Source organism: Streptomyces sp. NPDC037421 (assembly GCF_055602105.1).
Genome location: NZ_JBVJWV010000009.1, coordinates 127,437 through 152,206 on the forward strand (window position 1 = coordinate 127,437; position 24,770 = coordinate 152,206).

Here is a 24,770-nt window from a genome sequence, read left to right on the forward strand (position 1 = left end):
GGACCGGAATGCGCACGCGCCACATCTACCACGCCGTGGACTCCCACACGGAGGGCATGCCCACCCGGGTGATCACCGGGGGAGTCGGGGTGATCCCCGGCGCCACCATGGCCGAAAAGCGGCTCCACTTCATGGAGCACATGGACCACGTCCGCACCCTGCTGATGTACGAGCCGCGCGGCCACGCGGCGATGAGCGGTGCCCTCCTGCAGCCCCCCACCCGGCCCGACGCCGACTTCGGCGTGCTCTACATCGAGGTGTCGGGCCTGCTCCCCATGTGCGGGCACGGGACGATCGGGGTGGCCACGGTCCTGGTCGAGACCGGCATGGTCCCGGCCGTCGAGCCGGTCACCACGGTCCGGCTCGACACCCCGGCCGGCCTGGTGAGCGTCGACGTACGCGTCGAGGACGGCGCGGCCACCGCCGTCACCTTCACCAACGTCCCGTCCTTCTGCGTGGGCCTCGACCTGAAGGCCGAGGTGCCCGGCTTCGGCACGGTCACCTACGACCTCGCCTACGGCGGCAACTTCTACGCCTTCGTCGAACTCGACGCCCTCGGGCTCCCCTTCGACCGGGCCCGCAAGGAGGACCTGATCGCCGCGGGCCTCGCGGTCATGGACGCGGTCAACGGGGGACCCGACCGCCCCGTCCACCCCGAGAACCCCTCCATCGCCGGGGTCAAGCACGTCTACCTCGCCGCCCCCGGCTCCGACGCCCGCCGCTCCCGGCACGCCATGGCCATCCACCCCGGATGGTTCGACCGCTCGCCCTGCGGTACGGGCACCAGCGCGCGCATGGCCCAGCTGCACGCCCGGGGGCTGCTGCCGCTCGGCACGGACTTCGTCAACGAGTCCTTCATCGGCACCGAGTTCACCGGCCGGCTCGTCGCGGAGACCACGGTCGGCGGCAGGCCGGCCGTGGTCCCCACCGTCACCGGGCGGGCCTGGATCACCGGCACCGCCCAGTACTTCCTCGACCCGACCGACCCCTTCCCCGGAGGGTTCCTGCTGTGACCGCCGTCCGCACCACCGACTACCACACGGCGGGGGAGCCCTTTCGCATCGTCGACACCACCTCCGGCGGGCTGCCGCCCGTCCCCGGCGACACCGTCGCCGAGCGCTGCGCCACCGCCATCGGCCCCGGAGGCTCCGGGACCATGCCGCGCCGCAGCGCCCTGGACGACGTACGCCGCCTGCTGGTGCAGGAACCGCGCGGGCACGCCGGGATGTACGGGGGGTTCGTGGTGCCCCCGGACGACGACGGGGCCCACCTCGGGGTGCTGTTCTGGCACAAGGACGGCTACTCCACCGCCTGCGGCCACGGCACCATGGCGCTCGGCGCCTGGGCCGTGGACACCGGCCGCGTCGCGGCGCCCGACGACGGGGACGCCCAGGTGCGCATCGACGTGCCCTCGGGCCGGGTCGCCGCCACCGTCCACCGGTCCCAGGGCCGCACCACCGGGGTCACCTTCCGCAACGTCCCGGCCCGGGTGGCCGCCCGCAAGGTGCCGGTGGCCACCACCCTCGGCCTCGCCGAGGTGGACATCGCCCACGCCGGGGCCTGCTACGCCTCCGTCGCCGCGCGGGACCTCGGCCTGGAGGTCACCCGCGCCGCGCTGGCGGACCTGGTGCGCGCCGGGCGGGAGGTCCGGGCCGCGCTGGCCACCCACCCGGCGACCTGGCACCCGGGCGGGCCGCTGCTGTCCGGGGTCTACGGGGTGGTCCTGTACGAGGAGCTGCCGGACACCCCCTTCGGGCCGCACCAGCGCAACGTCACCGTCTTCGCCGACGGGCAGATCGACCGCTCGCCCTGCGGCTCCGGCACCTCCACCCGGCTCGCGCTGCTGGCGGAGGACGGCCGGCTCGGGGCGGGGGAGGACCTGCTGCACGAGTCGGTGACCGGCACCGTCTTCACCGGGCGGATCCTCGCGGACGGGGTCACCGAGGTCACCGGGACCGCCTACCGCACCGGCGAGCACACCTTCACCGCCGACCCGTACGACGCCCTCGGCGCGGGCTTCCTGCTGTGACGGCCACCCCCGCGACGGGCTTCCTCCGGCTGGACGCCCGCGAGACGGCGGGCCCGCTCACCACCGCGCGGGCCGCCGACGCCCTGGAGGCGGCCCTGCGCTCCGGCCTGGACCCGGAGGCCTGCCCGCAGCGCACCAGCGTGCCCGCGCCCGGCGGCGAACTGCTGCTCATGCCGGCCGCGTCGGGCGCGTACGCCGGGGTGAAGATCGCCGGGGTGGCCCCCGGCAACCCGGCGCGGGGACTGCCCCGGATCACCGGCAGCTACCTCCTGCTGGACGGCCCCACCCTGCGCCCGCTGGCCCTCCTGGACGGCGCCGCCCTGACCGCCCTGCGCACCCCGGCGGTCTCCGCGCTCGCCCTGCGGTACCTGACCGCGCCCGGGCGCCCGCTGCGGCTGGTGCTGTTCGGCTCGGGACCGCAGGCGTACGGGCACCTCGAAGCGGTGCTGGAACTGCGGGACCTGGCCGAGGCGGTGGTCGTGGCCCGCGACCCGGGCCGCGCGGAGAAGCTGGCCGCGCACGCCCGGGAGCTGGGCGTCCCCGCCCGCACGGGCACGCCCGCCGACGTGGCCGGCGCCGACCTGGTCCTGTGCTGCACCACCGCCCGCGAGCCGCTCTTCGACGGGAGGCTGGTCGCGCCGGGGGCGGTGGTCGTGGCCGTCGGCTCGCACGAGCCGGACGCCCGGGAGACCGACACCGCCCTCGTGCGACGCGCGGCGGTGTACGTGGAGTCGCGGGCGGCCGCGCTGCGCGAGGCGGGGGACCTGCTGGTGCCGGAGGCCGAGGGCGCGATCGGGCCCGGTCATATCGCCGGAACCCTCGCCGACCTGGTCGCGGGACGCAATACCGGCGGCGGCAGGCCGAGTTGTCCACAGCTCTTCAAGAGCGTGGGCATGGCCTGGGAAGATCTTGCCGTCGCGGTGGCGATCTACCACGCGACCGGAGCGAACAGCGAAACGTGACATTGTACGCTGTTCCTCCGCACGTCGGTGGTGTGCGGGGTCTCGGAGGAAGAGCAATGGGTGACCTGAAGCAGCACAGTCTCATCAAGGCCCAGGAGCGGCTGCGCGACCAGGTCGGCCATGCCCTGCGCGCCGCGCTGATAGCGGGCGAGCTGCGTCCCGGCAGCGTCTACTCGGCCCCGGGCCTCGCCGCCGAACTCGGGGTCTCGGCCACTCCGGTCCGCGAGGCCATGCTGGACCTCGCCCGCGAGGGCCTGGTGGAGCCGGTCCGCAACAAGGGCTTCCGGATCACCGAGGTCAGCGAGCGCGACCTCGACCAGTACACCGAACTCCGCACGATGATCGAGGTCCCGACCGTCGGCCGGGTCACCAGGATGGCCACGGCGGAGCAGCTGGAACAGCTGCGCCCCGTCGCCGAGGAGATCGTCAGCAGCGCCCGTGAGCACAACCTCATCGGCTACCTGGAGGCCGACCGCCGCTTCCACCTCGGGCTGCTCGCCCTCGCGGGCAACGAGCGCCTGGTCGAGACCGTCGGCGACCTGCGCAAGCGCTCCCGGCTGTACGGCCTCACGGGCCTGGACGAGGCCGGCAAGCTGGTCTCCTCGGCCGAGGAGCACATCGAGCTGCTCGACCTGATGATCGCCGGTGACGCGGAGGCGGCCGAGGCCTGCATGCAGCGCCACCTGGGCCACGTCCGCTCCCTCTGGGCGCAGGGCCGTGACGAGCCCGTGGGCCGCCCCCAAGGCCGCCTCGGCTCGGGCCTCTGACCCGGCTGCCGCCCCGGGGCCGCACCGGCCGCCTCGCGCTGCCGGGCTGACCGCCGTACGCCCGTTGGGCCCGGACCTTCCCGTCCGGGCCCAACTCGCTCTTCCCGCACTGCTTTTGGACACGGCTGGATAACGGCGGCGGCAACCTCTTGTCAGTACAATTTCACATTACTATGTTACCGGTCACATCCTAAAGCGCGGCCCTTCCCTGGAGTGACCCATGACCAAGCGCACCCAGCTCACCCTCGCCACCGCCTTGGTGGCGACGCTCGTACTCGGCGCCTCGGGCTGCTCCGACACCAAGAAGGGCTCCGCGGCCGGCGGCGGCGCCTCCAACCCCGCCGCCGCGAACGACGGGAAGGTCCTCGGCGGGACCCCGGCCAAGGGGGGCACCCTCACCGTCCTGTCCAACCAGGACTTCGCCCACCTCGACCCGGCCCGCAACTGGACGCTGCCGACCATCGACTTCGGCACCCGGCTGCTCTACCGCACGCTCGTCACCTTCAAGGCCGAGCCCGGCAAGGCGGGCAGCGAACTGGTCCCCGACCTCGCCACCGACCTCGGCACCCCCTCCAACGGCGGCCGCACCTGGACCTTCACCCTCAAGGAGGGCCTCAAGTACGAGGACGGCAGCCCCATCAAGGCTCAGGACGTCAAGTACAACGTCGAGCGCTCCTTCGCCCCCGACCTGACCGGCGGCCCCGACTACGCGGCCCAGTACCTGGCCGGCGCCGACGGCTACAAGGGCCCCCTCCAGGGGCAGCACCTCGACTCGGTGAAGACCCCCGACGACCGGACGATCGTCTTCGAACTCAAGCGCCCCGTCGCCGAGTTCTCCGCGACCGCCACCCTGCCGACCTTCGCGCCCGTACCGCAGTCCCAGGAGAAGGGCACCCAGTACGACGCCCGCCCCTTCTCCTCCGGCCCGTACAAGATCGAGACGTACGACCGCGACAAGAAGCTCGTCCTCGTCCGCAACGAGCACTGGGACCCCAAGACCGACACCGTCCGCAAGGCCTACCCGGACAAGTTCGTGGTCGTCATGGGCCTCAAGGGCGGCCAGGTCGACGACCGGATCATCGCCGGCGACGGCGCCGACGCCTCCGCCGTCGAGTACCAGGACATGCGGCCCGAGAGCGCCCCCAAGGTGCTGCCCAAGCCGGACGTCAAATCGCGCCTGCTCGCCGAGTCCCAGGGCTGTACCGAGATGCTCCACCTCAACAACTCCCGCGCCCCCTTCAACGACCCCAAGGTCCGCGAGGCCATGCAGTACGCCGTCGACAAGGAGGCCGTGGTCACCGCCGGCGGCGGACCCGCCCTCAACGAGGTCGCCACCGCCTACCTGCCCCCGGCCCTGACCGGCGGCAAGCAGGCCGACACCCTCAAGATCGCCCCGTCCGGCGACCCCGCCAAGGCCAAGGAACTCCTCAAGGCCGCCGGCAAGGAGAACCTGAAGGTCTCCCTGTCCGTCTCCACCGGCGACAAGGCCAAGGCCGAGGCCGTCCAGCAGGGCCTGTCCCGCGCCGGAGTGCAGGTGGTCATCGACACCGTCGACCCCGGCGCCTACTACGACGTCATCGGCGACCTCTCCACCACGCCCGACATGACCCTCACCGGCTGGTGCCCCGACTACCCCTCCGGCTCCACCTGGATCCCCTTCGTCTTCGACGGACGCACCATCAAGGACAAGGGCAACCAGGGCAACTACTCCCAGTTCCGCGACGAGGCGACCACGAAGCGGATCGACGAGATCAACGCCATGGCCGACGCCAAGCAGGCCAACCAGGCCTGGATCGACCTCGACGCCGAGATCATGAAGAAGTCCCCGTCCATCCCGGTCCTGCTGGAGCGCAAGCCGCTGCTCATCGGCACCAACATCGCCGGCGCCTACGGGCACCCCGTCTGGACCGGCACCATCGACTACGGGACGGTCGGCCTCAAGGACCCGTCGAAGAGCCAGGGCTGAGGAAGCCGGAGGCTCCCGACACCATGACCACCACCGCACCCGGCGCCGCACCCGGCGCCGCGACCGCCCGCCCCGCGGCGGCGCCGGGCAGCAGCCCCTGGCAGCTCGCCCGGCGGGAACTGCGCCGCCGCCCCGCCGTCCGCGTCAGCGCCTGCGTCGTCCTCCTCTTCGTCCTGATGGCCGCCACCGCCCCCTGGCTCGGAGCGCTCGGCGGCTGGTCCCCGGAGGAGTTCGACAAGAGCGCCGTCGACCCCTACCTCGGCGGCCTCCCGCTCGGCTCCCTCGGCGGGATCAGCCCCGAGCACTGGCTCGGCGTCGAACCCGTCACCGGCCGCGACCTGTTCGCCCGCGTCGTCCACGGAGCCCAGGTCTCCCTGCTCATCGCCTTCGCCGCCACAGCCATCGTCGTCCTCGCCGGAACCGCCGCGGGCATCGCGGCCGGCTACTTCGGCGGCCGCACCGACGCCGTCCTGTCCCGGCTGATGGACCTCACCATGTCCTTCCCCTCGCTGATCTTCATGATCGCGATGCTGTCGGTGGCCAAGGACGTCAACCGCATCGTCCTGATGACCGCCGTCATCGGCCTCTTCGGCTGGCCCGGCGTCGCCCGCGTCGTCCGCGGCCAGACCCTCTCCCTCAAACACCGCGAGTACGTCGACGCCGCCCGCGTCGGCGGCGCGAGCGCCTGGCGCATCCTGACCCGCGACATCCTCCCGGGCGTCTCCGGCCCGGTCATCGCCTACACCACCCTGCTCATCCCCGGCATGATCAGCACCGAGGCCGCGCTCAGCTACCTCGGCGTCGGGGTCCGCCCGCCCACCCCGTCCTGGGGCCAGATGATCGCCGAGTCCGTGGCCTTCTACGAGACCGACCCCATGTACTTCGTCATCCCGAGCGTCTTCCTCTTCCTCGCCGTCCTCGCCTTCACCCTCCTCGGCGACGCCCTGCGCGACATCCTCGACCCGAGGGGCGGCCGCAGTTGATCCTCTACCTGCTGCGCCGCCTGCTCGCCCTGGCCGGCGTGCTCCTCGCCATCGCGGCCGTCACCTTCCTCATCTTCTACGTCCTGCCCACCGACCCGGCCGCCGCGGCCTGCGGCAAGACCTGCAGCGCCGAACGGCTGGCCGACGTACGCGAATACCTGGGCCTCGACCAGCCCCTGTGGCGGCAGTTCACCGACTTCCTCACCGGCATCTTCACCGGCCGCACCCTCGGCTCCGGCCAGTACGCCGTCCAGTGCGACTTCCCCTGCCTGGGCTACTCGTACGAGAACTCCCTGCCCGTCTGGGACCTGCTGATGGACCGGCTCCCGGTCTCCGCCTCCCTCGCCGTCGGCGCCGCCGCCCTCTGGCTCCTGCTGGGCCTCGGCGCCGGCGTCACCGCCGCCCTGCGCAAGGACACCGCCACCGACAAGGCCCTCATGGTCGGCGCCGTCGCGGCCGCCTCCCTGCCCGTCTACTTCACCTCCGTCCTGCTCATCTACGGAGTCATCCGCACCGCCGGACTGCTGCCCTACCCCAGCTACCAGGCCTTCACCGACGACCCCCTCGCCTGGGCCTCGAACCTGCTGCTGCCCTGGACCGCGCTCGCCCTGCTCTACGCCGCCATGTACGCCCGCCAGAGCCGCGGCTCGATGATCGAGGCGATGGCCGAGCCCTACATCCGCACCGCCCGCGCCAAGGGCATGCCCGAACGGACCGTCGTCGTCAAACACGGCCTCCGCTCCGGCATGACCCCGATCCTCACCATCTTCGGCATGGACCTCGGCGGCCTGCTCGCCGGCGCCGTCATCACCGAGTCCATCTTCGGACTCCCCGGCATCGGCAGGCTCTTCTACGGAGCCCTCGTCAGCTCCGACCAGCCCGTGGTCCTCGGGGTCACCCTGCTCGCCGCCTTCTTCATCGTCGTCGCGAACCTCGCCGTCGACCTCCTGTACGCCGTAGTCGACCCGAGGGTGAGGTACTGATGACCACCCCGCTGCTCGAAGTGCGCGACCTGCACGTCACGTTCAGCACCCCGCGCGGGACCGTACGCGCCGTCGACTCGCTCGGCTTCACCGTCGAAGCGGGCCGCACCCTCGGCATCGTCGGCGAATCCGGATCCGGGAAGTCCGTCACCTCCCTCGCCGTCATGGGCCTGCACCGCACCGGCGCCGAGGTCACCGGCTCCGTCAAGCTCGCCGGACAGGAGCTGCGAGGCCTGCCCGAGAAGGAACTGGCCAAGGTCCGCGGCCGCAGGATGGCCATGATCTTCCAGGACCCGCTGTCCAGCCTGCACCCCTACTACACCGTCGGCGAGCAGATCGCCGAGCACTTCCGGGTGCACTTCCGGGCCGGGCGGGCCGCGGCCCGCAAACGCGCCGTCGACATGCTCGGCGAGGTCGGCATCCCCGAACCGGCCCGCCGGGCCGGGGAGTACCCCCACCAGTTCTCCGGCGGCATGCGCCAGCGCGCCATGATCGCCATGGCCCTGGCCTGCGAACCCGACCTGCTGATCGCCGACGAGCCCACCACCGCCCTCGACGTCACCGTCCAGGCCCAGATCCTCGAACTGATCGCCCGCCTCCAGGAGGAACGCGGCCTCGGCGTCGTGATGATCACCCACGATCTGGGGGTGGTGGCCCGCGTCGCCCACGAGGTCCTCGTCATGTACGGCGGCCGGGCCGCCGAACAGGCCCCCGCCGACGCACTGTTCGCCGACCCGGCCCACCCCTACACCCGGGGCCTGCTCGACTCCCTGCCCCGCCTCGACAGCGCCGACGACGTCCCGCTGCCCTCCATCCCCGGCTCCCCGCCCTCACTGCTGAACCGGGACCCGGGCTGCGCCTTCGCCCCCCGCTGCCCGCGCGCCGCCGCCGGCCCCCGGCACGAGCGGGAGCGCTGCACGGGCGAACTGCCCGAGCTGCGCCCGTACGGATCCCCGGCCCGGACCGCGGCCTGCCACTTCGCGGGCTCCGCCCCCGCGCCCGCCCCCACCCCGGAGGTGTCCCGATGACCGCCCCGGCCACCAGCCAGGACCGGGCCGCGCGGCCGGACGACCCGGCCGGGCCCCTGCTCTCCGTACGGGACCTGACCATGACCTTCCCCGGCAGGCGGTCGCTGAGCGGGCGCCGGGCGGCGCCCGTCCGGGCCGTCGACGGGGTCTCCTTCGACCTGGAGCCCGGCCGCACCCTCGGCCTCGTCGGCGAGTCCGGCTGCGGCAAGTCCACCACCGGCCGGATGCTGGTGCGGCTGCTGGAGCCCACCTCCGGCAGCATCACCTTCGACGGCCAGGACATCAGCCGGCTCTCCCAGCGTGCGCTGCGCCCCCTGCGCCGCAACATCCAGATGGTCTTCCAGGACCCCCACTCCTCCCTCAACCCCCGCCAGACGGTGGCCCGGATCATCTCCGACCCGCTGCTGGTGCAGGGCTGGAGCGCGGCGGACGCCCGCCGCCGGGCCGCCGAGCTGATGGAGCTGACCGGGCTGATCCCCGAGCACATCGACCGCTACCCGCACGAGTTCTCCGGCGGCCAGGCCCAGCGCATCGGCATCGCCCGCTCGCTGGCCACCAGCCCCCGGCTGGTGATCGCCGACGAGCCGGTCTCCGCCCTCGACGTCTCCGTCCAGGCGCAGATCGTCAACCTGATGGAGCGGCTGCGCGCCGAACTGGGCCTGGCCTACGTGTTCATCGCCCACGACCTCTCGGTGGTCAAGCGGGTCAGCGACCGCGTGGCGGTCATGTACCTCGGCCGGATCGTCGAGATCGGGGACAAGAAGTCCCTCTACGAGAACCCGCAGCACCCCTACACCCGGGCGCTGCTGTCCGCCGTACCGCTGCCGGACCCGGCGGCGGAGCGGCGGCGGGAGCGGATCGTGCTGCTCGGCGACCCGCCGAGCCCGGCCGCCCCGCCCCCGGGCTGCACCTTCCACCCGCGCTGTCCCAAGGCGCAGGAGATCTGCCGCACCGAGCGGCCGTTGTTGCGGCCCGCCGCCTCGCGAGAGGTGGCCTGTCACTTCCCGGGTGACTGACGGGGATCACGGGAAGAAGGGGAGGGCCCCGCGGACCACGGCGTCCGCGGGGCCCTCCCGGTGTCCGCGGGAGTCAGAGGGCCAGTTCGCGGCGGAAGAACTCCAGCTCCAGCGCCATGATCTTCTCCCGTGTCCCGCCCGGGGTCATGTGCGTGACTCCGGGCAGTGCCAGCAATTGGTGCGGGCGGCCCGCGTCGGTGAGGGCCCGGGACAGCCGCAGGGTGTGGGAGGGGTGGACGTTGTCGTCGGCCAGGCCCGTGACCAGCAGCAGCGGCCGGGTCAGCTTCGGAGCGTCGGGGATCAGGGAGTCCCGCTCGTAGACGTCGGGGTGCTCCTGCGGGAGTCCGAGGTAGCGCTCGGTGTACGCGGTGTCGTAGTGCCGGAAGTCGGTCGGCGCGGCCCCGGCGGCCGCCGCGTGGAAGACGTCCGGCCGGCGCAGCACCGCCATCGCCGACAGGTAGCCGCCGTAGGACCAGCCGCGGATCCCGACCCGGCCGAGGTCGAGGTCGCGGTGGCGTTCGCCGAGCGCCCGGAGCGCCGCGACCTGGTCCTCCAGGGTGACTTCGGAGAAGCCCCGGTACATGGCGTGGGTGAAGGCGGGCGAGACGTACGGGGTGCCCCGGTTGTCGGCGGTGACCACGGCGAAGCCCTGGTCGGCCCACCACTGCCGGGCCTGCCAGCGTCGCGGCTCGGCGGACACGTCCTGGAAGCCGGGGCCGCCGTAGCCGTCCACCAGCACCGGCAGCCGCCGGCCCGGGACATGGCCGCGCGGCAGCACGAGGGAGGTCGGGATGCCGAGCTCGGTGACCCGCTCCAGGACCGGCTCCACCCGGTACGGCAGCGGGGCGGACAGGTCGGCGGGGCTGGACCCGCGCCCGTCCGGGGCGCGTACGGTACGCCGGATCCCGTCGGCGTCGGCACTGGTCAGCAGCAGGGTCCCGGCCGAGGCCGACACGCCGTGCACCCCGGGTCCGTCGGCGAGCGGGGTCAGCTCACCGCTGTCGGGGTCCAGCAGCAGCACCTGCTGCTCGGCGGGGTCGCGCCGCCCGGCCTCGATCAGCAGCCGGCCCTCGTGGAGCCCGGCCACCCGGCGGACCTGTATCCCCTCGCCGGTGAGGGGCTTCCCGTCGAGGGCGAGGCCGCGCGCGGTCCCGCCGGGGGTGTCGGCGGCGGTGAGCATCCGCCCGTCGGGCAGCCGCGCCGGGGTGCCGGGCAGGAGGGGGTCCACCCACTGGGGGTGCGTGGTGCGGGACAGCTCCGCGGTGCGGCCGGTGGCCGGGTCGGCGCTGAGCAGGAGCACGTTGCGCTGGAGCCGGTCCTGCACGGTCAGCAGGATCTCCGTCCCGGACTCCCAGTCCGCGTCGCAGACGTAGGGGAAGGACTCGGCGTCCCAGTCGAGCCGGACCCGGCTGCCGTCCGGGCCGAGCACCCACAGCTGCACGTCGGCGTTGGGGCCGCCCGCCTCGGGGTACGCGAAGTCCTCGGCCGGGAGCTCAGGGTGCTCCGGGTCGGCGAAGTGGCGGCGCTGGAGGGCGCTCTCGTCGACGCGGGCGGCGAGCAGGGTGATGCCGTCGGGGGACCACCAGTGGCCACGGGTGCGGCCGAGTTCCTCGGCGGCGGCGAACTCCGCGAGGCCCCAGCGGGCCCCGTCGGCGGGGCTGATCCGGCCGCCGGGGTGGACGTACAGGGCGTCGTCGGCGACGTACGCGGTGCGCGAGCCGTCGGCGTTCGGGCGCGGGTCCAGGGCGGGGCCGGCGGCCGGGAGCGGCTCGGGCGCGCCGGTGCCGTCGCAGGTGACCGCGTACAGCCTTCCGTAGAGCGGGAAGACGGCGCGGCGGCCGTCGCCGGAGAGGGCGTACGAGCCGATCCCGGCGGCGACGAGCCGGGTGCGCTCGCGCAGACGGCGCTCGGCGACGGGGAGTTCACCGGGCTCGGGGGAGAGTTCGCGCGGGTCGGCGAGCCGGGTCTCGGCGCCGGTGGCGGTGTCGAGGATCCAGAGGCTGTCGAGGGCGTCGGTGGGGCCCGTGGAGCGCAGGAACCAGAGGAGCCGGCCGTCGTCACCGAACGAGAAGGCCCTGGGCGAGCCGTGGGTGAACCGGGCCGTGTCGGCGGAGAGCCTGAGGAATTCATCCATGATCTTATTGTGGCATGTGCAATATCACATAGCATAGGCCATTCGAGTGGTGACCCATGGTCCACGGGCTTAGCGTCGACTAGTGGACCCGAACGCACTGCCGAACCACAACGGGACCGACGGCAAGGTCCGCGGGAGCGGAAACGGGCTGGCCCTGTTCGTGATTGCCTCCTGCCAGCTCATGGTCGTGCTCGACATCAGCATCGTGAACATCGCGCTACCACACATCCAGACCGCCCTCGACTTCTCCACCGAGAGCCTGTCCTGGGTCGTCAACGCCTACACCCTGACCTTCGGCGGCCTGCTCCTGCTGGGCGGCCGAACCGGCGACATCCTCGGGCGCAAGCGCGTCTTCGTCTTCGGCGTCCTGCTCTTCGGCCTGGCCTCCATGCTCGGCGGACTCGCTCAGAACGCGGGCCAGCTGATGGCCGCCCGGGCCCTCCAGGGCGTCGGCGGAGCCATCGCCTCCCCGACCTCGCTCGCGCTGATCACCACCACCTTCCGCGAAGGCCCGGCACGCAACCGGGCCTTCGGCGTGTTCGCCGCCGTCTCCGCCGGCGGCGGCGCGATCGGGCTCCTCGCGGGCGGGGTGCTGGTCGAATGGCTCGACTGGCGCTGGGTCCTCTTCGTCAACGTCCCGATCGCCGTCCTGATCGCCGTACTGGCCTCCCGGGTCCTGCGCGAGTCCGAACGCCACCCCGGACACTTCGACCTGATCGGCGCGCTGCTGGGCACCTGCGGCATGGTCGCCCTCGTCTACGGCTTCATCCGCGCCTCCCAGGAGGGCTGGCGCGACGGGTTCACCCTCGGCTCCTTCGCCGCCGCCGTGGCCCTGCTGGTCCTGTTCGTCCTCAACGAGCGGCGCTCGCCGCAGCCGATCACACCGCTGCACATGTTCGCCGACCGCAACCGCGCCGGGACCTACGGGATCATGCTCTTCCTCGCCTGCGCGATCTTCGGCATGTTCTTCTTCCTGACCCTGTTCGTGCAGAACGTCCTCGGCTTCAGCCCGCTCCGCGCCGGACTGGCCTTCCTGCCGGTCAGCGTGATGGTCGCGCTCGCCGCCGGGGCCACCTCCCAACTGCTGCCGAAGTACGGGCCCAAGCCCTTCATGGTCGCCGGCGCGCTGTGCTGCGCCGCCGGACTGGGCTGGCTGACCCTCACCGACGTCCACTCCACCTACCTGGGCAGCGTCCTCGGCCCGATCCTGGTGTTCGCCACCGGCATGGGGCTGCAGTTCGTCTCGCTGACCCTGATGGCCCTGTCCGACGTCCCCGACCGGGAGTCCGGCGCCGCCTCCGGAATGCTCAACTCGATGCAGCAGGTCGGAGGGTCGCTCGGACTGTCGATCCTGGTCACCGTCTTCGGCACGGCCAGCCGCAACGAGGCGAAGGAGCAGGCGGCGTCCTTCCTCGGCTCGGCGAGCCCCGAACAGAAGGCCTTCCTCGCCCGCACCGGGCAGCTCCCCAGGCCCTGGGCCGACCAGGTGCTGACCTCGGGAGTCAGCGCGGCCTTCGTCGCGGCCTCGCTGTTCACCCTCGCCGGCGCGGTCATCGCGGTCTTCGCGATCCAGGTCCGGCCCTCCGACCTGGAACGCCTCCAGGGCAACCACACCCCGGCGGCCGTCCCGGGCGAGGGCAGCGGGTAGGCTCGGCCGATCATCGCAAACCGGGGGGAAATCCGATGTTCCGATCGACCGTGCGCGGCGCCGCCGCAGCAGCCCTGACCGTCACCCTGGCGGCCCTCACCGTCTCCTGCGGGAGCGACGCGGAGCCCAAGGCGAAGGCCTCCTCGGCCTCGTCGCCCACCGCGCCGGCCTCCTCGTCCGCCTCCACTTCCGCGCCCGTCCCCGGCGCCGCGTCCCCGAGCGCCGGCCCGGCCGGTACGGGCACGCCCGCGCCGGCGGCGACGCCCACGGCCAGGCCCACTGCCCAGGCCCCGGAGAGCGGCCTGCCCACCACCTCGCCCGAACTCGTCCGGGACGCCTTCGCCGGGCTCCAGGCGACCCTGGACGACTCCTGCACCCCGGGCAACTGCGCGTACTTCCTCGGCCGGGTCTACGACGAACTCCACCGCCTGGACCGCGCGATGAAGGCCGACAAAAAGGGCCCCGGCCACTTCCCCGAGCCGATCGCCCTCATCGCGAAGCTCGACAAGGAACTCGGCGGCGACCGCACCTTCGAGAACCTGAAGAAGCACCAGAGCGCGCTGACCGGCACCCGGGACCAGATCAACACCTGGATGCAGGACCACCCCGACGACTACCGCTGACGCGGAGGGGACGCCAGGGGGCGGATCCGGCAGCGCGCCGGGCCCGCCGCCCGCAGGGTGATCCCGGCGCTCACCGGCACCTCCCGGTCCACGGCCTCGAACTCGTACGCCCGCAGCAGCATCGCCAGCGCGATCACGGACTCCAGCATCGAGAAGTGCTGCCCGATGCAGGCGCGCGGACCGCCGCCGAAGGGGAACCACGCGTAGCGGTGCCGGCCGGCCTCGGCCTCCGGCGCGAAGCGGTCGGGGTCGAAGCGCTCCGGGTCGCTCCAGTAGCGGGGGTGGCGGTGCGTGACCCAGGGGGCCAGGATCACATCGGTGCCCGCCGGGACGGTGTGGCCCTCGATCTCGGTGGCGGCGACGGCCTTGCGCCCGATCACCGGGGCCGCGGGGTAGAGGCGCATGGCCTCCTTCAGCACCCGGGTGAGGTACGGGAGGCGCTCCAGGTCGCGGGCCTCTGGCGTACGCCCGCCCAGCACGCTCCGGACCTCCTCGCGGGCCCGGGCCTGCTCCTCGGGGTGGCGGCCGAGCAGGTGCAGGGCGAAGGCCAGCGAGGTGGCGGTCGTCTCGTGCCCGGCGAGCAGGAAGACGAGCACCTGGTCGCGCAGTTCGGCGGGGTCGAAGGTGGCGTCGTCCTCGCCCCGCGCACCGGCGAGCAGTGTCAGCAGGTCCTCGCCCTCCGCCTGCCCGGTGGAGGCCCCGAGCCGCTGGGCGATGATCTTGTCGCAGACGGCGTACAGCTCGTCCAGCGCGGTGGCCGCCCGCCGGTTGCCGGGGGTCGGCCAGGTGCGCGGGAGGTTGGCGGGGGAGTAGCCCCGGCGCAGCACGTACTCCGTGATGACCGGAAAGCACCGGTCCACCACGTCCACGGTGGCGTCGACGTCCGCGCCGAACAGGATCCGGGAGACCGCGCGCAGGGCGAGGTGCGTCATCTCGGTGGAGACGTCGACGATCCCGTCCCGGGCCTCCGCCCACGCGGCGAGGGTGCCCTCGGTCTCGGCGGCGACGGCGTCGGCGTAGCCGTCCACCCGCTTGCGGGTGAACAGCGGCTGGACCAGCCGGCGCTGGCGCATGTAGTCGGCGTCCTGGCTGGTCAGCAGGCCGTTGCCGAAGGAGTCGCGGAGCTCCTGGTAGAAGGCGTTGTCCTTGCGGAAGTTCGCCGCCTCGGAGGCCAGCACCCGCTGGGCGCCCTCCGCGGAGAACACGCAGTAGAGCTCGGCGCGCAGCCCGGGCGGCCCGGCGCTGATCCGTACGACGTCCCCGTGCCGCTGCCGGGCCCGTTCGTAGGTCCCGAGGGAGTCCGCCTTCAGGTCGAAGAGCGACCCGAGCAGCGGGACCCCCTCCAGCCCGGGAATCCCCAGCCCGTCAGCCATTTGCCGCCCCCGCCTCTGGACACCGTCCGACGAGGATGATTCTGCCCGCCCGCCCCACCCGGATCGACCCCCGGCAAGCCATCCGGCCGAATACCGCCGTTGCCTACTTGTCGCAGGCGATGCCGTCCTTGTCCCGGTCGAGGGCCTCGCGGTAGCCCGGCTGACCGCGCCGGACAGGCGCCGCCCCGGCCGCCTTCGCGGCGTCGCAGTTCTTGTAGTAGACGCTCCCGGCGCCGCTGCCGCCGGTGGACCCGTCGGTCGGTCCCTCGGTGGCGGGCTTGGGCTTGGCGGTGGTGGGCGCGGGCGCCGGCACGGACGGGGACTTCGGGGCCGCCGAGGGCTTCGACGGCGCCCCGGCCGTGGCCGGGCAGGAGGTGCCGGGTGCCACGAGGGACAGCTCGACGGCTGCGTCGGCGGCGACCGCGGCGCCGGCCGCCGGGTTCTGGAAGCACACCTCCCACTGACCGTGGTCCGGGGCCGGAACGACCCCGGCGTACGCCCCGCGCGCCGCGACCGGCGTGCTGACCACCTGCCGCACGAGCGCCTCGGCGGCGGCGAACTTCTGCCCGACGACCGCCGGCATCACCGCCTGCGCCGAAGCACTGGCCGGAGTCGGAGTCGGAGCCGGAGCCGGTGCGGACGCCGCAGCCCCGGGCTTCGCGCCGCCCGCACCCTTCTTCGGCGTACCGCCCTCACACCCGCCGGCCAACAGCACGACGGCCCCCATGACACCGGCCACGGCGACACCCCGACGCTGGAACACGATCAACCCCCCGAGATCGACAACGCAAACCGCCGCAGCCTAAGGGCGCCACCCCGCCCGGGTCAGGGGTTTCCCGTCATGTCCATCAGGTACGAGCGCCGCTCCGGCGGGCGTGGCGTCGGGATCTGTGCGGGTTGTCGGGTGATGATGGCGCAGTGCGACTTGATCACGTGTCCTATGCGGTGGCCCGCGACAGCTTCGTCTCGACCGTCCAGTGGATCGGATCGGCCCTCGGCGCCGGGTTCGTCGACGGGGGCGTGCACCCGCGATTCGGCACCCGCAATTTCATTCTCCCGCTGAGCGGCGGCACCTACGTCGAGGTCGTCACCACACTCGACCACCCCGCCGCCGACCGCGCACCCTTCGGCCAGGCCGTCGCCCGCCGCGCCGCCGAGGGCGGCGGCTGGCTCGGTTGGGTGGTCTCCGTCGACGACATCGCCCCGGTCGAGGCCCGCCTCGGCCGCACCTCGGCCGAGGGCCACCGTGTCCGCCCCGACGGGTTCGACCTGAGGTGGAAGCAGATCGGCCTGCTGGAACTGCTGGAGGACCCGCAACTGCCCTACTTCCTCCAGTGGCTGGTCCCCACCGAGGAGCGCCCGAGCGCCGACCCGCGCACCTCCACCACCATCCACGGGGTCTCCATCGCCGGCGACGCCGCCTCCATCGCCGAATTCCTCGGCGAACCGGCCGACCACCCCCTCGACCAGATCGACGTCACCTGGGTCGAGGATGAGGAACCGGGCCTGGTCTCGGTCGAGTTCGCCACCGCCCACGGCCCGGTCACGATCTGACCAGGCCCGGCTGCCCCGCGGGAGCAGCCGGCTGGGGTCTCCTGGCCAGTGCGTGTCTCTTTGACCGATCACCGCCGAACGCTCGATGCCATCGCGTGGAAGTACCGCACCCACTCGCCCCGGCGGGACCTGCCCGACGAGCGCGGCCCGTTCCGGAACGCCCGTGCCGTCCGGCCCCACCTGCGACGACGCGGGATCCGCGCGGTCATCCCGCAGCCGTCCGACCAGAGAGACAGGACCTAGATGTCGCGGAAGATCTCGATCTGCGCGCCGACCGAGTTGAGGCGCTCGGCGAGTTCCTCGTAGCCGCGGTTGATCACGTAGACGTTGCGCAGGACCGAGGTGCCCTCGGCCGCCATCATGGCCAGGAGGACGACCACCGCCGGGCGGAGGGCCGGGGGACACATCATCTCGGCCGCGCGCCAGCGGGTGGGGCCCTCGACCAGGACGCGGTGGGGGTCCAGGAGCTGGAGGCGGCCGCCGAGGCGGTTGAGGTCGGTCAGGTAGATGGCCCGGTTGTCGTACACCCAGTCGTGGATCAGGGTCTTGCCCTGGGCTGAGGCGGCGATGGCGGCGAAGAACGGGACGTTGTCGATGTTCAGCCCGGGGAAGGGCATCGGGTGGATCTTGTCGATGGGGGCTTCGAGCTTGGAGGGGCGGACCGTGAGGTCGACCAGGCGGGTGCGGCCGTTGTCGGCGACGTACTCCGCCGAGCGGTCGTGGTCGAGGCCCATCTCCTCCAGGACCGCGAGCTCGATCTCCATGAACTCGATCGGCACGCGGCGGATGGTGAGCTCGGACTCCGTCACCACGGCGGCGGCCAGGAGGCTCATCGCCTCGACCGGGTCCTCGGAGGGGGAGTAGTCCACGTCGGCGTCGATGACGGGCACGCCGTGGACGGTCAGCGTGGTGGTGCCGATGCCCTCGACCTTGACGCCCAGTGCCTCCAGGAAGAAGCAGAGGTCCTGGACCATGTAGTTGGAGGAGGCGTTGCGGATGACGGTCACGCCGTCGTGGCGGGCCGCGGCCAGCAGGGCGTTCTCGGTGACCGTGTCCCCGCGCTCGGTCAGGACGATGGGGCGGTCGGGGGAGACCCCCGCCTCGACCTTCGCGTGGTAGATGCCCTCGGTCGCGGTGATGTCCAGGCCGAAGCGGCGCAGGGCGATCATGTGCGGCTCGATGGTGCGGGTGCCGAGGTCGCAGCCGCCGGCGTACGGCAGGCGGAACTGGTCCAGACGGTGCAGCAGCGGGCCCAGGAACATGATGATGCTGCGGGTGCGGACGGCCGCGTCCGCGTCGATGGCGTCCATGTCGAGGCGGGCCGGCGGGGCGATCTCCAGGTCGACGCCGTCGTTGATCCAGCGGGTGCGCACGCCGATGGAGTTCAGGACCTCCAGGAGCCGGTAGACCTCCTCGATGCGGGCCACCCGGCGCAGGACCGTGCGGCCCTTGTTGAGCAGGGAGGCGCACAGCAGCGCCACGCACGCGTTCTTGCTCGTCTTGACGTCGATGGAGCCGGACAGGCGGCGGCCGCCGACGACGCGCAGGTGCATCGGGCCGGCGTAGCCCAGGGAGACGATCTCGCTGTCGAGCGCTTCACCGATTCGGGCGATCATCTCAAGGCTGATGTTCTGGTTGCCGCGCTCGATGCGGTTCACGGCGCTCTGGCTCGTGCCGAGGGCGTCGGCGAGCTGACTCTGTGTCCAGCCCCGGTGCTGCCGGGCGTCACGGATGAGCTTGCCGATGCGTACGAGGTAATCGTCTGCCATGGGTGCACCGTATCTCAGATATGAGATGTCGATCGGCTGGGGTGTGGCGGACGGGTGTTATCGACCCGTCAGATTCCACGTCCGGCCCAACAGGGCTTGCGCCGCGCGGACTCCGTCGGCACCGACGTCAACTCCCCTTTGTCCCGGTGCGCCGATCTTTCAGGGATAGATTGCTTCTCGTCCCGATTTGCCGGGCGGCGGCGCGGGGTGCACCGGCGCCGGCCGCGTTCGTCCGGCCGCCGTCGGGGCATGCCGGAGCGGCCGCCCGGTGGACGGCTCCGGCGGGCCGCGAGGTGCGCGCCTCGCCCCCGCCCCCGGACATGTACTAGAGTTATCTCGACATCGAGATATCTGCCGAAGGCGTACCGCAGCCGCCCCCGCTGATAAGGGTTACCTAACTTAGCCTTACCTTAGCGGATTGGCCACAGGGCGTGGCGGCAGGATTGCGGTTATACGCGCGAGATCATGCATGAAGGAGACTGTCGTGTCGGCGAACAGCTTCGACGCCCGCAGCACGCTGCAGGTGGGCGACGAGTCGTACGAGATCTTCCGGCTGGACAAGGTCGAGGGCTCCGCCCGCCTGCCCTACAGCCTGAAGGTCCTGCTGGAGAACCTGCTCCGTACCGAGGACGGCGCGAACATCACCGCCGACCACATCCGGTCGCTCGGCAACTGGGACTCGCAGGCCCAGCCCAGCGAGGAGATCCAGTTCACGCCGGCCCGCGTGATCATGCAGGACTTCACCGGCGTCCCCTGCGTCGTGGACCTCGCCACCATGCGCGAGGCCGTGAAGGCCCTCGGCGGCGACCCGGCGAAGATCAACCCGCTCTCGCCCGCCGAGATGGTCATCGACCACTCGGTCATCGCCGACAAGTTCGGCACGAAGGACGCCTTCGCGCAGAACGTCGAGCTGGAGTACGGCCGCAACAAGGAGCGCTACCAGTTCCTGCGCTGGGGCCAGACCGCCTTCGACGACTTCAAGGTCGTCCCCCCGGGCACCGGCATCGTCCACCAGGTCAACATCGAGCACCTGGCCCGCACGGTCATGGTCCGTAACGGCCAGGCGTACCCCGACACCCTCGTCGGCACCGACTCGCACACCACCATGGTCAACGGCCTCGGCGTGCTGGGCTGGGGCGTCGGCGGCATCGAGGCCGAGGCCGCGATGCTCGGCCAGCCGGTCTCCATGCTGATCCCGCGCGTCGTGGGCTTCAAGCTGACCGGCGAGCTGCCGACCGGCACCACCGCCACCGACCTGGTGCTGACCATCACCGAGATGCTGCGCAAGCACGGCGTCGTCGGCAAGTTCGTCGAGTTCTACGGTGAGGGCGTCGCCGCCACCTCCCTCGCGAACCGCGCCACCATCGGCAACATGTCGCCGGAGTTCGGCTCCACCGCCGCGATCTTCCCGATCGACGACGAGACCCTGAAGTACCTGCGCCTGACGGGCCGCGACGCCCAGCAGGTCGCGCTGGTCGAGGCGTACGCCAAGGAGCAGGGCCTGTGGCTGGACCCGGCCGCCGAGCCGGACTTCTCCGAGAAGCTGGAGCTCGACCTCTCCACGGTCGTCCCCTCCATCGCCGGCCCGAAGCGCCCGCAGGACCGCATCGTCCTGGCCAACGCCGCCCAGCAGTTCGCGCTGGACGTGCGCAACTACGTCGAGGACGACGACGAGGCGGGCAAGGAGTCCTTCCCGGCCTCCGACGCCCCGGCTTCCGCCAACGGCGTGCCGAGCCGCCCGACCCAGGTCACCCTGGCCGACGGCACCTCGTTCGAGATCGACCACGGCGCCGTCACCGTCGCCGCGATCACCTCCTGCACCAACACCTCGAACCCCTACGTCATGGTCGCCGCGGCGCTCGTGGCCAAGAAGGCGGTCGAGAAGGGCCTGACCCGCAAGCCGTGGGTCAAGACCACCCTGGCGCCGGGCTCGAAGGTCGTCACCGACTACTTCGACAAGGCCGGCCTGACCCCGTACCTCGACAAGATGGGCTTCAACCTCGTCGGGTACGGCTGCACCACCTGCATCGGCAACTCCGGTCCGCTGGACGAGGAGATCTCGAAGGCGATCAACGAGCACGACCTCGCGGTCACCTCGGTCCTCTCGGGCAACCGCAACTTCGAGGGCCGCATCAACCCCGACGTCAAGATGAACTACCTGGCCTCCCCGCCGCTGGTCGTCGCGTACGCCATCGCGGGCTCCATGAAGGTGGACATCACCACGGACGCCATCGGCACCGACACCGACGGCAACCCGGTCTTCCTCAAGGACATCTGGCCCTCCGAGGCCGAGGTCAACGACGTCGTGGCGAACGCCATCGGCGAGGACATGTTCAGCAAGTCCTACCAGGACGTCTTCGCGGGCGACGCCCAGTGGCAGGCGCTGTCGATCCCGACCGGCAACACCTTCGAGTGGGACCCGCAGTCCACCTACGTCCGCAAGCCCCCCTACTTCGAGGGCATGACGATGGAGACCACCCCGGTCTCCGACATCGCCGGCGCGCGCGTGCTGGCGAAGCTGGGCGACTCGGTCACCACCGACCACATCTCCCCGGCCGGTGCGATCAAGGCCGACACCCCGGCCGGCAAGTACCTCACGGAGCACGGCGTCGAGCGCCGCGACTTCAACTCGTACGGTTCCCGCCGCGGCAACCACGAGGTCATGATCCGCGGTACGTTCGCCAACATCCGCCTGCGCAACCAGATCGCGCCGGGCACCGAGGGCGGCTTCACCCGCGACTTCACCGTCGAGGGCGCGCCGGTCTCCTTCATCTACGACGCCTCCCAGAACTACCAGGCCGCCGGCATCCCGCTGGTCATCCTGGCGGGCAAGGAGTACGGCTCCGGCTCGTCCCGCGACTGGGCGGCCAAGGGCACCGCGCTGCTCGGCGTCAAGGCCGTCATCGCCGAGTCCTACGAGCGCATCCACCGCTCGAACCTGATCGGCATGGGCGTCCTGCCCCTGCAGTTCCCCGAGGGCGCGACCGCGGCCTCCCTGGGCCTCACCGGCGAGGAGACCTTCTCCTTCACCGGTGTGGAGGAGCTGAACAACGGCACCACCCCGCGCACGGTCAAGGTCACCACCGACACCGGTGTCTCCTTCGACGCGGTCGTCCGCATCGACACGCCGGGTGAGGCCGACTACTACCGCAACGGCGGCATCATGCAGTACGTCCTGCGGAACCTCATCCGCGGCTAAGGGCGCGCCAGGCGGAGCGATCCGCCGTCTGTCGGCACCATAGGGCCGTACCCCCGTTAAGGGGGTGCGGCCCTTCCGCTTTTCGCGGCGGCGGTCTCAGGTGACGGACAGGTCTCAACTCGGAAAAGCCGGGAACGATCCTTGTGCACGATCTTGCTCAGCCGAGCGGAAGTGGACTATACCTGTGCCCGTCCGGGCCACCGCGCGATGAGCGGCCCGGGCCGGGGGAAGCCGGGGGACCTGCGGTGATGCCCGCCTGCACGGTAACTGCCGCGTTTTCCGGCCTCCTTCACACATCTGACGAAGGCGAGGACATGAGCATGGGATCCACCGGTGAGGGCCTCGGCCGCCGTGATCTGATCAAGCGTTCCGCAGCGCTCGGACTGATCAGCGTGCCGACGATGAGCTTCTTGTCCGCCTGCGCCTCCGGCGGTGAGGACACCACGAAGGGCCCCGGCAAGGGGGTCGTTTCCAAGGAGAACCCCTTCGGCCTCGCCAAGGGCGGGAAGCTCGACGTGGTCATCTTCAAGGGTGGTTTCGGCGACGACTACGCGAAGGCCTGGGAGGCCGCGTTCGACAAGAAGTGGGGCACCACCAGCTCCCACCTGGCCACCCAGGAGATCGCGGCCAAGCTCCAGCCCCGGTTCAACGCCGGCAACCCGCCGGACGTCCTCAACGACTCCGGCGCCCAGATGATCAAGATCGACGTCCTGGCCAAGGGCGGCCAGCTCGCCGACCTGACCGCGCTCCTCGACTCCCCCTCGCTCGACGACCCGGGCAAGAAGGTCCGCGACACCCTGATCCCCGGCACGGTCGAACAGGGGTCCCAGGGCGGCAAGTTCGTCGCCCTGAACTACGTCTACACCGTCTTCGGCCTCTGGTACTCCGGCAAGCTCTTCAAGGAGAAGGGCTGGACCGAGCCGAAGACCTGGGACGAGTTCCTGGCCGTCTGCGCCAAGGCCAAGGAGGCCGGCATCGGCGGCCTGGCCCACCAGGGGAAGTACCCCTACTACATCAACGTCGTCATCATGGACCTGATCGCCAAGAAGGGCGGTCTGGAGGCCATGAAGGCCATCGACAACCTCGCCCCGAACGCCTTCGAGGGAAACCCCGCCGCCCTGGCCGCCGTCGAGGCGGTCTACGAGGTGGTCGAGAAGGGCTACCTCATGCCCGGCACCAACGGCCTGACCCACACCGAGTCCCAGACCGCCTGGAACCAGTACAAGGCCGCCTTCATCCCCTCCGGCTCCTGGCTGGAGAACGAGCAGCTCAAGCAGACCCCGGACGACTTCGACATGAAGTTCCTGCCGGTACCCGTGCTCGCCGACAGCAAGCTGCCCTTCACCGCCATCCGGGCCGGCGCCAACGAGGCCTTCGTCGTCCCCGAGAAGGCCGCCAACAAGGCCGGCGGCCTGGAGTTCCTGCGCTCCATGCTCTCCCGCGAATGGTCGACGCTCTTCGCCCAGCAGGCCAACTCCCTCACCGTCGTCAAGGACGGCGTCGACCCGGGCGTCAAACTCCGGCCGGGCACGCAGTCCGCGGTCGCCGCGGTCAAGGCCGCCGGAGCCGACACCTTCAACTACCTCTACCCCGACTGGTACAGCGAGATGGACTCCGACATCCAGAACGCGTCCAATGAGCTGATGGCCCAGCGGATTCAGCCAAAGGAGTGGATCAAGCGGGCCCAGGCTGCGGTAGACAAGGCTGCCAAGGACCCCAACGCCAAGAACAACCACCGCAGCTGACCCACGTCCACCGGCAGCGTCATCAGGGACGGACACCATGAGCCAAGTAGCCCGGCGCAGGGGAAGGACCACCGGCTTCATCGCCGGCTTCCTCGTCCTGCCGCTCGCGCTGTACCTGACCTTCGTCATCTGGCCCTACGTTCAGACGTTCGGCTACTCCTTCACCAACTGGTCGGGCCAGTCGCCGACGTTCGACTTCGTCGGCCTGGAGAACTACTCCGCCCTGATGGACGACGAGGTCTTCCGCGGCGCCCTCTGGCACAACCTGCTGCTCCTGGTGTTCGTCCCGGTGATCACCATCCTGCTCGCCCTCTTCTTCGCCTTCATGGTGAACGCGGGAGGGCGCAGCGGGGCCGGCGGGGTGCGGGGCGTACGCGGATCGGCCTTCTACAAGATCGTCTACTTCTTCCCCCAGGTCCTCTCCCTCGCCATCCTCGCGGTGCTCTTCGGAGCGGTGTACCGCAGCGACGAGGGCGGCCTGCTGAACGGATTCCTCGCCTGGGCCGGCCTCGTCGACCCGGCCCACCCCGTCGAATGGCTCAACGACCCCGACCTCGTGCTGTGGTGCCTGCTCCTCGTGGTGGTCTGGCACGGGGTCGGCTTCTACCTCGTACTCTTCTCGGCCGCCATGCAGTCCGTGCCCAGGGACATCTACGAGGCCGCGCTGCTCGACGGGGCCGGGCGCGCCCAGACCTTCTTCAGGGTCACGCTGCCCCTGCTGTGGGACTCTGTGCAGACCTCCGCGGTCTACCTGGGCATCGCCGCGATGGACATGTTCGTCCTGGTGTCGACCATGACCTCGGGCCAGTTCGGCGGCGGACCCGACCACCACAGCGAGGTCATGGCCACGGTGCTGATGCGCAACTTCCTGTACTTCGGCAAGAGCGGCTACGCCTGCGCCATGGGCGTGGTCATGCTCGTCCTGACCATGATCCTCTCCATCGTCACGCTGCGCGCCACCCGCCGCGAGCGCATCGAGTTCTGAGCGGGA

General features: G+C 71.6%; 19 protein-coding genes. 15 read left to right on the forward strand and 4 right to left on the reverse strand.

Annotated features, from left to right (window positions below):
- The first annotated feature begins 8 nt into the window (after nt 1-8).
- The 9 genes from ACZ7IF_RS16105 to ACZ7IF_RS16145 all read left to right on the forward strand — a co-directional run bounded on the left by ACZ7IF_RS16105 (nt 9) and on the right by ACZ7IF_RS16145 (nt 9,734).
- The gene (locus tag ACZ7IF_RS16105) at nt 9-1,013 is read left to right on the forward strand and encodes a proline racemase family protein (RefSeq protein ID WP_470970965.1); all 1,005 of its coding nucleotides are present in this window, start codon (nt 9-11) and stop codon (nt 1,011-1,013) included.
- Nucleotides 1,010-2,029, forward strand: a complete 1,020-nt coding sequence (locus ACZ7IF_RS16110; RefSeq protein WP_470970969.1) for a proline racemase family protein — start codon at nt 1,010-1,012, stop codon at nt 2,027-2,029. Before ACZ7IF_RS16105 ends, ACZ7IF_RS16110 begins: the two co-directional genes overlap by 4 nt.
- Nucleotides 2,026-2,991: an ornithine cyclodeaminase family protein gene (locus ACZ7IF_RS16115; protein WP_470970972.1), complete on the forward strand. Its 966-nt coding sequence runs from the start codon at nt 2,026-2,028 to the stop codon at nt 2,989-2,991. Before ACZ7IF_RS16110 ends, ACZ7IF_RS16115 begins: the two co-directional genes overlap by 4 nt.
- 56 nt (nt 2,992-3,047) lie before the next feature.
- Nucleotides 3,048-3,758 carry a GntR family transcriptional regulator gene (locus tag ACZ7IF_RS16120; protein ID WP_470970975.1) on the forward strand — a complete coding sequence of 237 codons (711 nt, stop codon included), beginning with the start codon at nt 3,048-3,050 and terminating at the stop codon, nt 3,756-3,758.
- Nucleotides 3,759-3,978: 220 nt separating this feature from the next.
- Nucleotides 3,979-5,724 (forward strand): ABC transporter substrate-binding protein, encoded by a 1,746-nt coding sequence (locus ACZ7IF_RS16125; RefSeq protein WP_470970980.1) that lies wholly within the window; start codon nt 3,979-3,981, stop codon nt 5,722-5,724.
- A gap of 23 nt (nt 5,725-5,747) precedes the next feature.
- Nucleotides 5,748-6,707, forward strand: a complete 960-nt coding sequence (locus ACZ7IF_RS16130) for an ABC transporter permease (RefSeq protein ID WP_470970986.1) — start codon at nt 5,748-5,750, stop codon at nt 6,705-6,707.
- Nucleotides 6,704-7,690, forward strand: coding sequence for an ABC transporter permease (locus tag ACZ7IF_RS16135; RefSeq protein WP_470970990.1), 987 nt, complete (start codon nt 6,704-6,706; stop codon nt 7,688-7,690). The genes ACZ7IF_RS16130 and ACZ7IF_RS16135 overlap by 4 nt, the downstream gene beginning before the upstream one ends.
- On the forward strand, nt 7,690-8,718 hold the full coding sequence (locus ACZ7IF_RS16140) for an ABC transporter ATP-binding protein (protein ID WP_470970995.1): 1,029 nt from the start codon (nt 7,690-7,692) through the stop codon (nt 8,716-8,718). The genes ACZ7IF_RS16135 and ACZ7IF_RS16140 overlap by 1 nt, the downstream gene beginning before the upstream one ends.
- The gene (locus ACZ7IF_RS16145; protein WP_470971000.1) at nt 8,715-9,734 is read left to right on the forward strand and encodes an ABC transporter ATP-binding protein; all 1,020 of its coding nucleotides are present in this window, start codon (nt 8,715-8,717) and stop codon (nt 9,732-9,734) included. Before ACZ7IF_RS16140 ends, ACZ7IF_RS16145 begins: the two co-directional genes overlap by 4 nt.
- Before the next feature lie 73 nt (nt 9,735-9,807).
- Here the strand turns inward: ACZ7IF_RS16145 and ACZ7IF_RS16150 are convergent, their stop codons facing one another.
- Nucleotides 9,808-11,868: a S9 family peptidase gene (locus ACZ7IF_RS16150; protein WP_470971006.1), complete on the reverse strand. Its 2,061-nt coding sequence runs from the start codon at nt 11,866-11,868 to the stop codon at nt 9,808-9,810.
- An 82-nt stretch (nt 11,869-11,950) separates the two neighbouring features.
- Here ACZ7IF_RS16150 and ACZ7IF_RS16155 point away from each other — a divergent pair, with 82 nt between their 5' ends.
- Together ACZ7IF_RS16155 and ACZ7IF_RS16160 are read left to right on the forward strand one after the other, a co-directional pair.
- Nucleotides 11,951-13,516 (forward strand): MFS transporter, encoded by a 1,566-nt coding sequence (locus ACZ7IF_RS16155; RefSeq protein WP_470971012.1) that lies wholly within the window; start codon nt 11,951-11,953, stop codon nt 13,514-13,516.
- A 35-nt stretch (nt 13,517-13,551) separates the two neighbouring features.
- Nucleotides 13,552-14,139, forward strand: coding sequence for a hypothetical protein (locus ACZ7IF_RS16160; RefSeq protein ID WP_470971018.1), 588 nt, complete (start codon nt 13,552-13,554; stop codon nt 14,137-14,139).
- Here the strand turns inward: ACZ7IF_RS16160 and ACZ7IF_RS16165 are convergent.
- Nucleotides 14,130-15,512 (reverse strand): cytochrome P450, encoded by a 1,383-nt coding sequence (locus ACZ7IF_RS16165; protein WP_470971022.1) that lies wholly within the window; start codon nt 15,510-15,512, stop codon nt 14,130-14,132. The two genes, ACZ7IF_RS16160 and ACZ7IF_RS16165, sit on opposite strands and share 10 nt — an antisense overlap.
- A gap of 103 nt (nt 15,513-15,615) precedes the next feature.
- Complete coding sequence (locus ACZ7IF_RS16170; protein ID WP_470971025.1) at nt 15,616-16,275, reverse strand: excalibur calcium-binding domain-containing protein; 660 nt, start codon at nt 16,273-16,275, stop codon at nt 15,616-15,618.
- Between the two features lie 155 nt (nt 16,276-16,430).
- On the opposite strand from ACZ7IF_RS16170, the gene ACZ7IF_RS16175 reads away from it, so the two are divergent.
- The gene (locus ACZ7IF_RS16175; RefSeq protein WP_189970091.1) at nt 16,431-17,066 is read left to right on the forward strand and encodes a VOC family protein; all 636 of its coding nucleotides are present in this window, start codon (nt 16,431-16,433) and stop codon (nt 17,064-17,066) included.
- Between the two features lie 239 nt (nt 17,067-17,305).
- Here the strand turns inward: ACZ7IF_RS16175 and ACZ7IF_RS16180 are convergent, their stop codons facing one another.
- The gene (locus ACZ7IF_RS16180) at nt 17,306-18,835 is read right to left on the reverse strand and encodes a helix-turn-helix domain-containing protein (protein ID WP_470971030.1); all 1,530 of its coding nucleotides are present in this window, start codon (nt 18,833-18,835) and stop codon (nt 17,306-17,308) included.
- Nucleotides 18,836-19,319: 484 nt separating this feature from the next.
- On the opposite strand from ACZ7IF_RS16180, the gene acnA reads away from it, so the two are divergent.
- The 3 genes from acnA to ACZ7IF_RS16195 all read left to right on the forward strand — a co-directional run bounded on the left by acnA (nt 19,320) and on the right by ACZ7IF_RS16195 (nt 24,764).
- On the forward strand, nt 19,320-22,034 hold the full coding sequence (gene acnA, locus ACZ7IF_RS16185) for an aconitate hydratase AcnA (protein WP_470971033.1): 2,715 nt from the start codon (nt 19,320-19,322) through the stop codon (nt 22,032-22,034).
- A 320-nt stretch (nt 22,035-22,354) separates the two neighbouring features.
- Nucleotides 22,355-23,779: an N-acetylglucosamine/diacetylchitobiose ABC transporter substrate-binding protein gene (ngcE, locus tag ACZ7IF_RS16190; protein WP_470971489.1), complete on the forward strand. Its 1,425-nt coding sequence runs from the start codon at nt 22,355-22,357 to the stop codon at nt 23,777-23,779.
- Nucleotides 23,780-23,816: 37 nt separating this feature from the next.
- Nucleotides 23,817-24,764 (forward strand): carbohydrate ABC transporter permease, encoded by a 948-nt coding sequence (locus tag ACZ7IF_RS16195; RefSeq protein ID WP_470971037.1) that lies wholly within the window; start codon nt 23,817-23,819, stop codon nt 24,762-24,764.
- The last annotated feature ends 6 nt before the right edge of the window (nt 24,765-24,770 follow it).

Coding starts and splice junctions, on each gene's coding strand:
- ACZ7IF_RS16105 (WP_470970965.1), top strand. CDS start 9: ATGCGCACGCGCCACATCTACCACGCCGTGGACTCCCACACGGAGGGC.
- ACZ7IF_RS16120 (WP_470970975.1), top strand. CDS start 3,048: ATGGGTGACCTGAAGCAGCACAGTCTCATCAAGGCCCAGGAGCGGCTG.
- ACZ7IF_RS16125 (WP_470970980.1), top strand. CDS start 3,979: ATGACCAAGCGCACCCAGCTCACCCTCGCCACCGCCTTGGTGGCGACG.
- ACZ7IF_RS16130 (WP_470970986.1), top strand. CDS start 5,748: ATGACCACCACCGCACCCGGCGCCGCACCCGGCGCCGCGACCGCCCGC.
- ACZ7IF_RS16140 (WP_470970995.1), top strand. CDS start 7,690: ATGACCACCCCGCTGCTCGAAGTGCGCGACCTGCACGTCACGTTCAGC.
- ACZ7IF_RS16145 (WP_470971000.1), top strand. CDS start 8,715: ATGACCGCCCCGGCCACCAGCCAGGACCGGGCCGCGCGGCCGGACGAC.
- ACZ7IF_RS16150 (WP_470971006.1), bottom strand. CDS start 11,868: ATGGATGAATTCCTCAGGCTCTCCGCCGACACGGCCCGGTTCACCCAC.
- ACZ7IF_RS16160 (WP_470971018.1), top strand. CDS start 13,552: ATGTTCCGATCGACCGTGCGCGGCGCCGCCGCAGCAGCCCTGACCGTC.
- ACZ7IF_RS16165 (WP_470971022.1), bottom strand. CDS start 15,512: ATGGCTGACGGGCTGGGGATTCCCGGGCTGGAGGGGGTCCCGCTGCTC.
- ACZ7IF_RS16180 (WP_470971030.1), bottom strand. CDS start 18,835: ATGGCAGACGATTACCTCGTACGCATCGGCAAGCTCATCCGTGACGCC.
- ngcE (WP_470971489.1), top strand. CDS start 22,355: ATGGGATCCACCGGTGAGGGCCTCGGCCGCCGTGATCTGATCAAGCGT.
- ACZ7IF_RS16195 (WP_470971037.1), top strand. CDS start 23,817: ATGAGCCAAGTAGCCCGGCGCAGGGGAAGGACCACCGGCTTCATCGCC.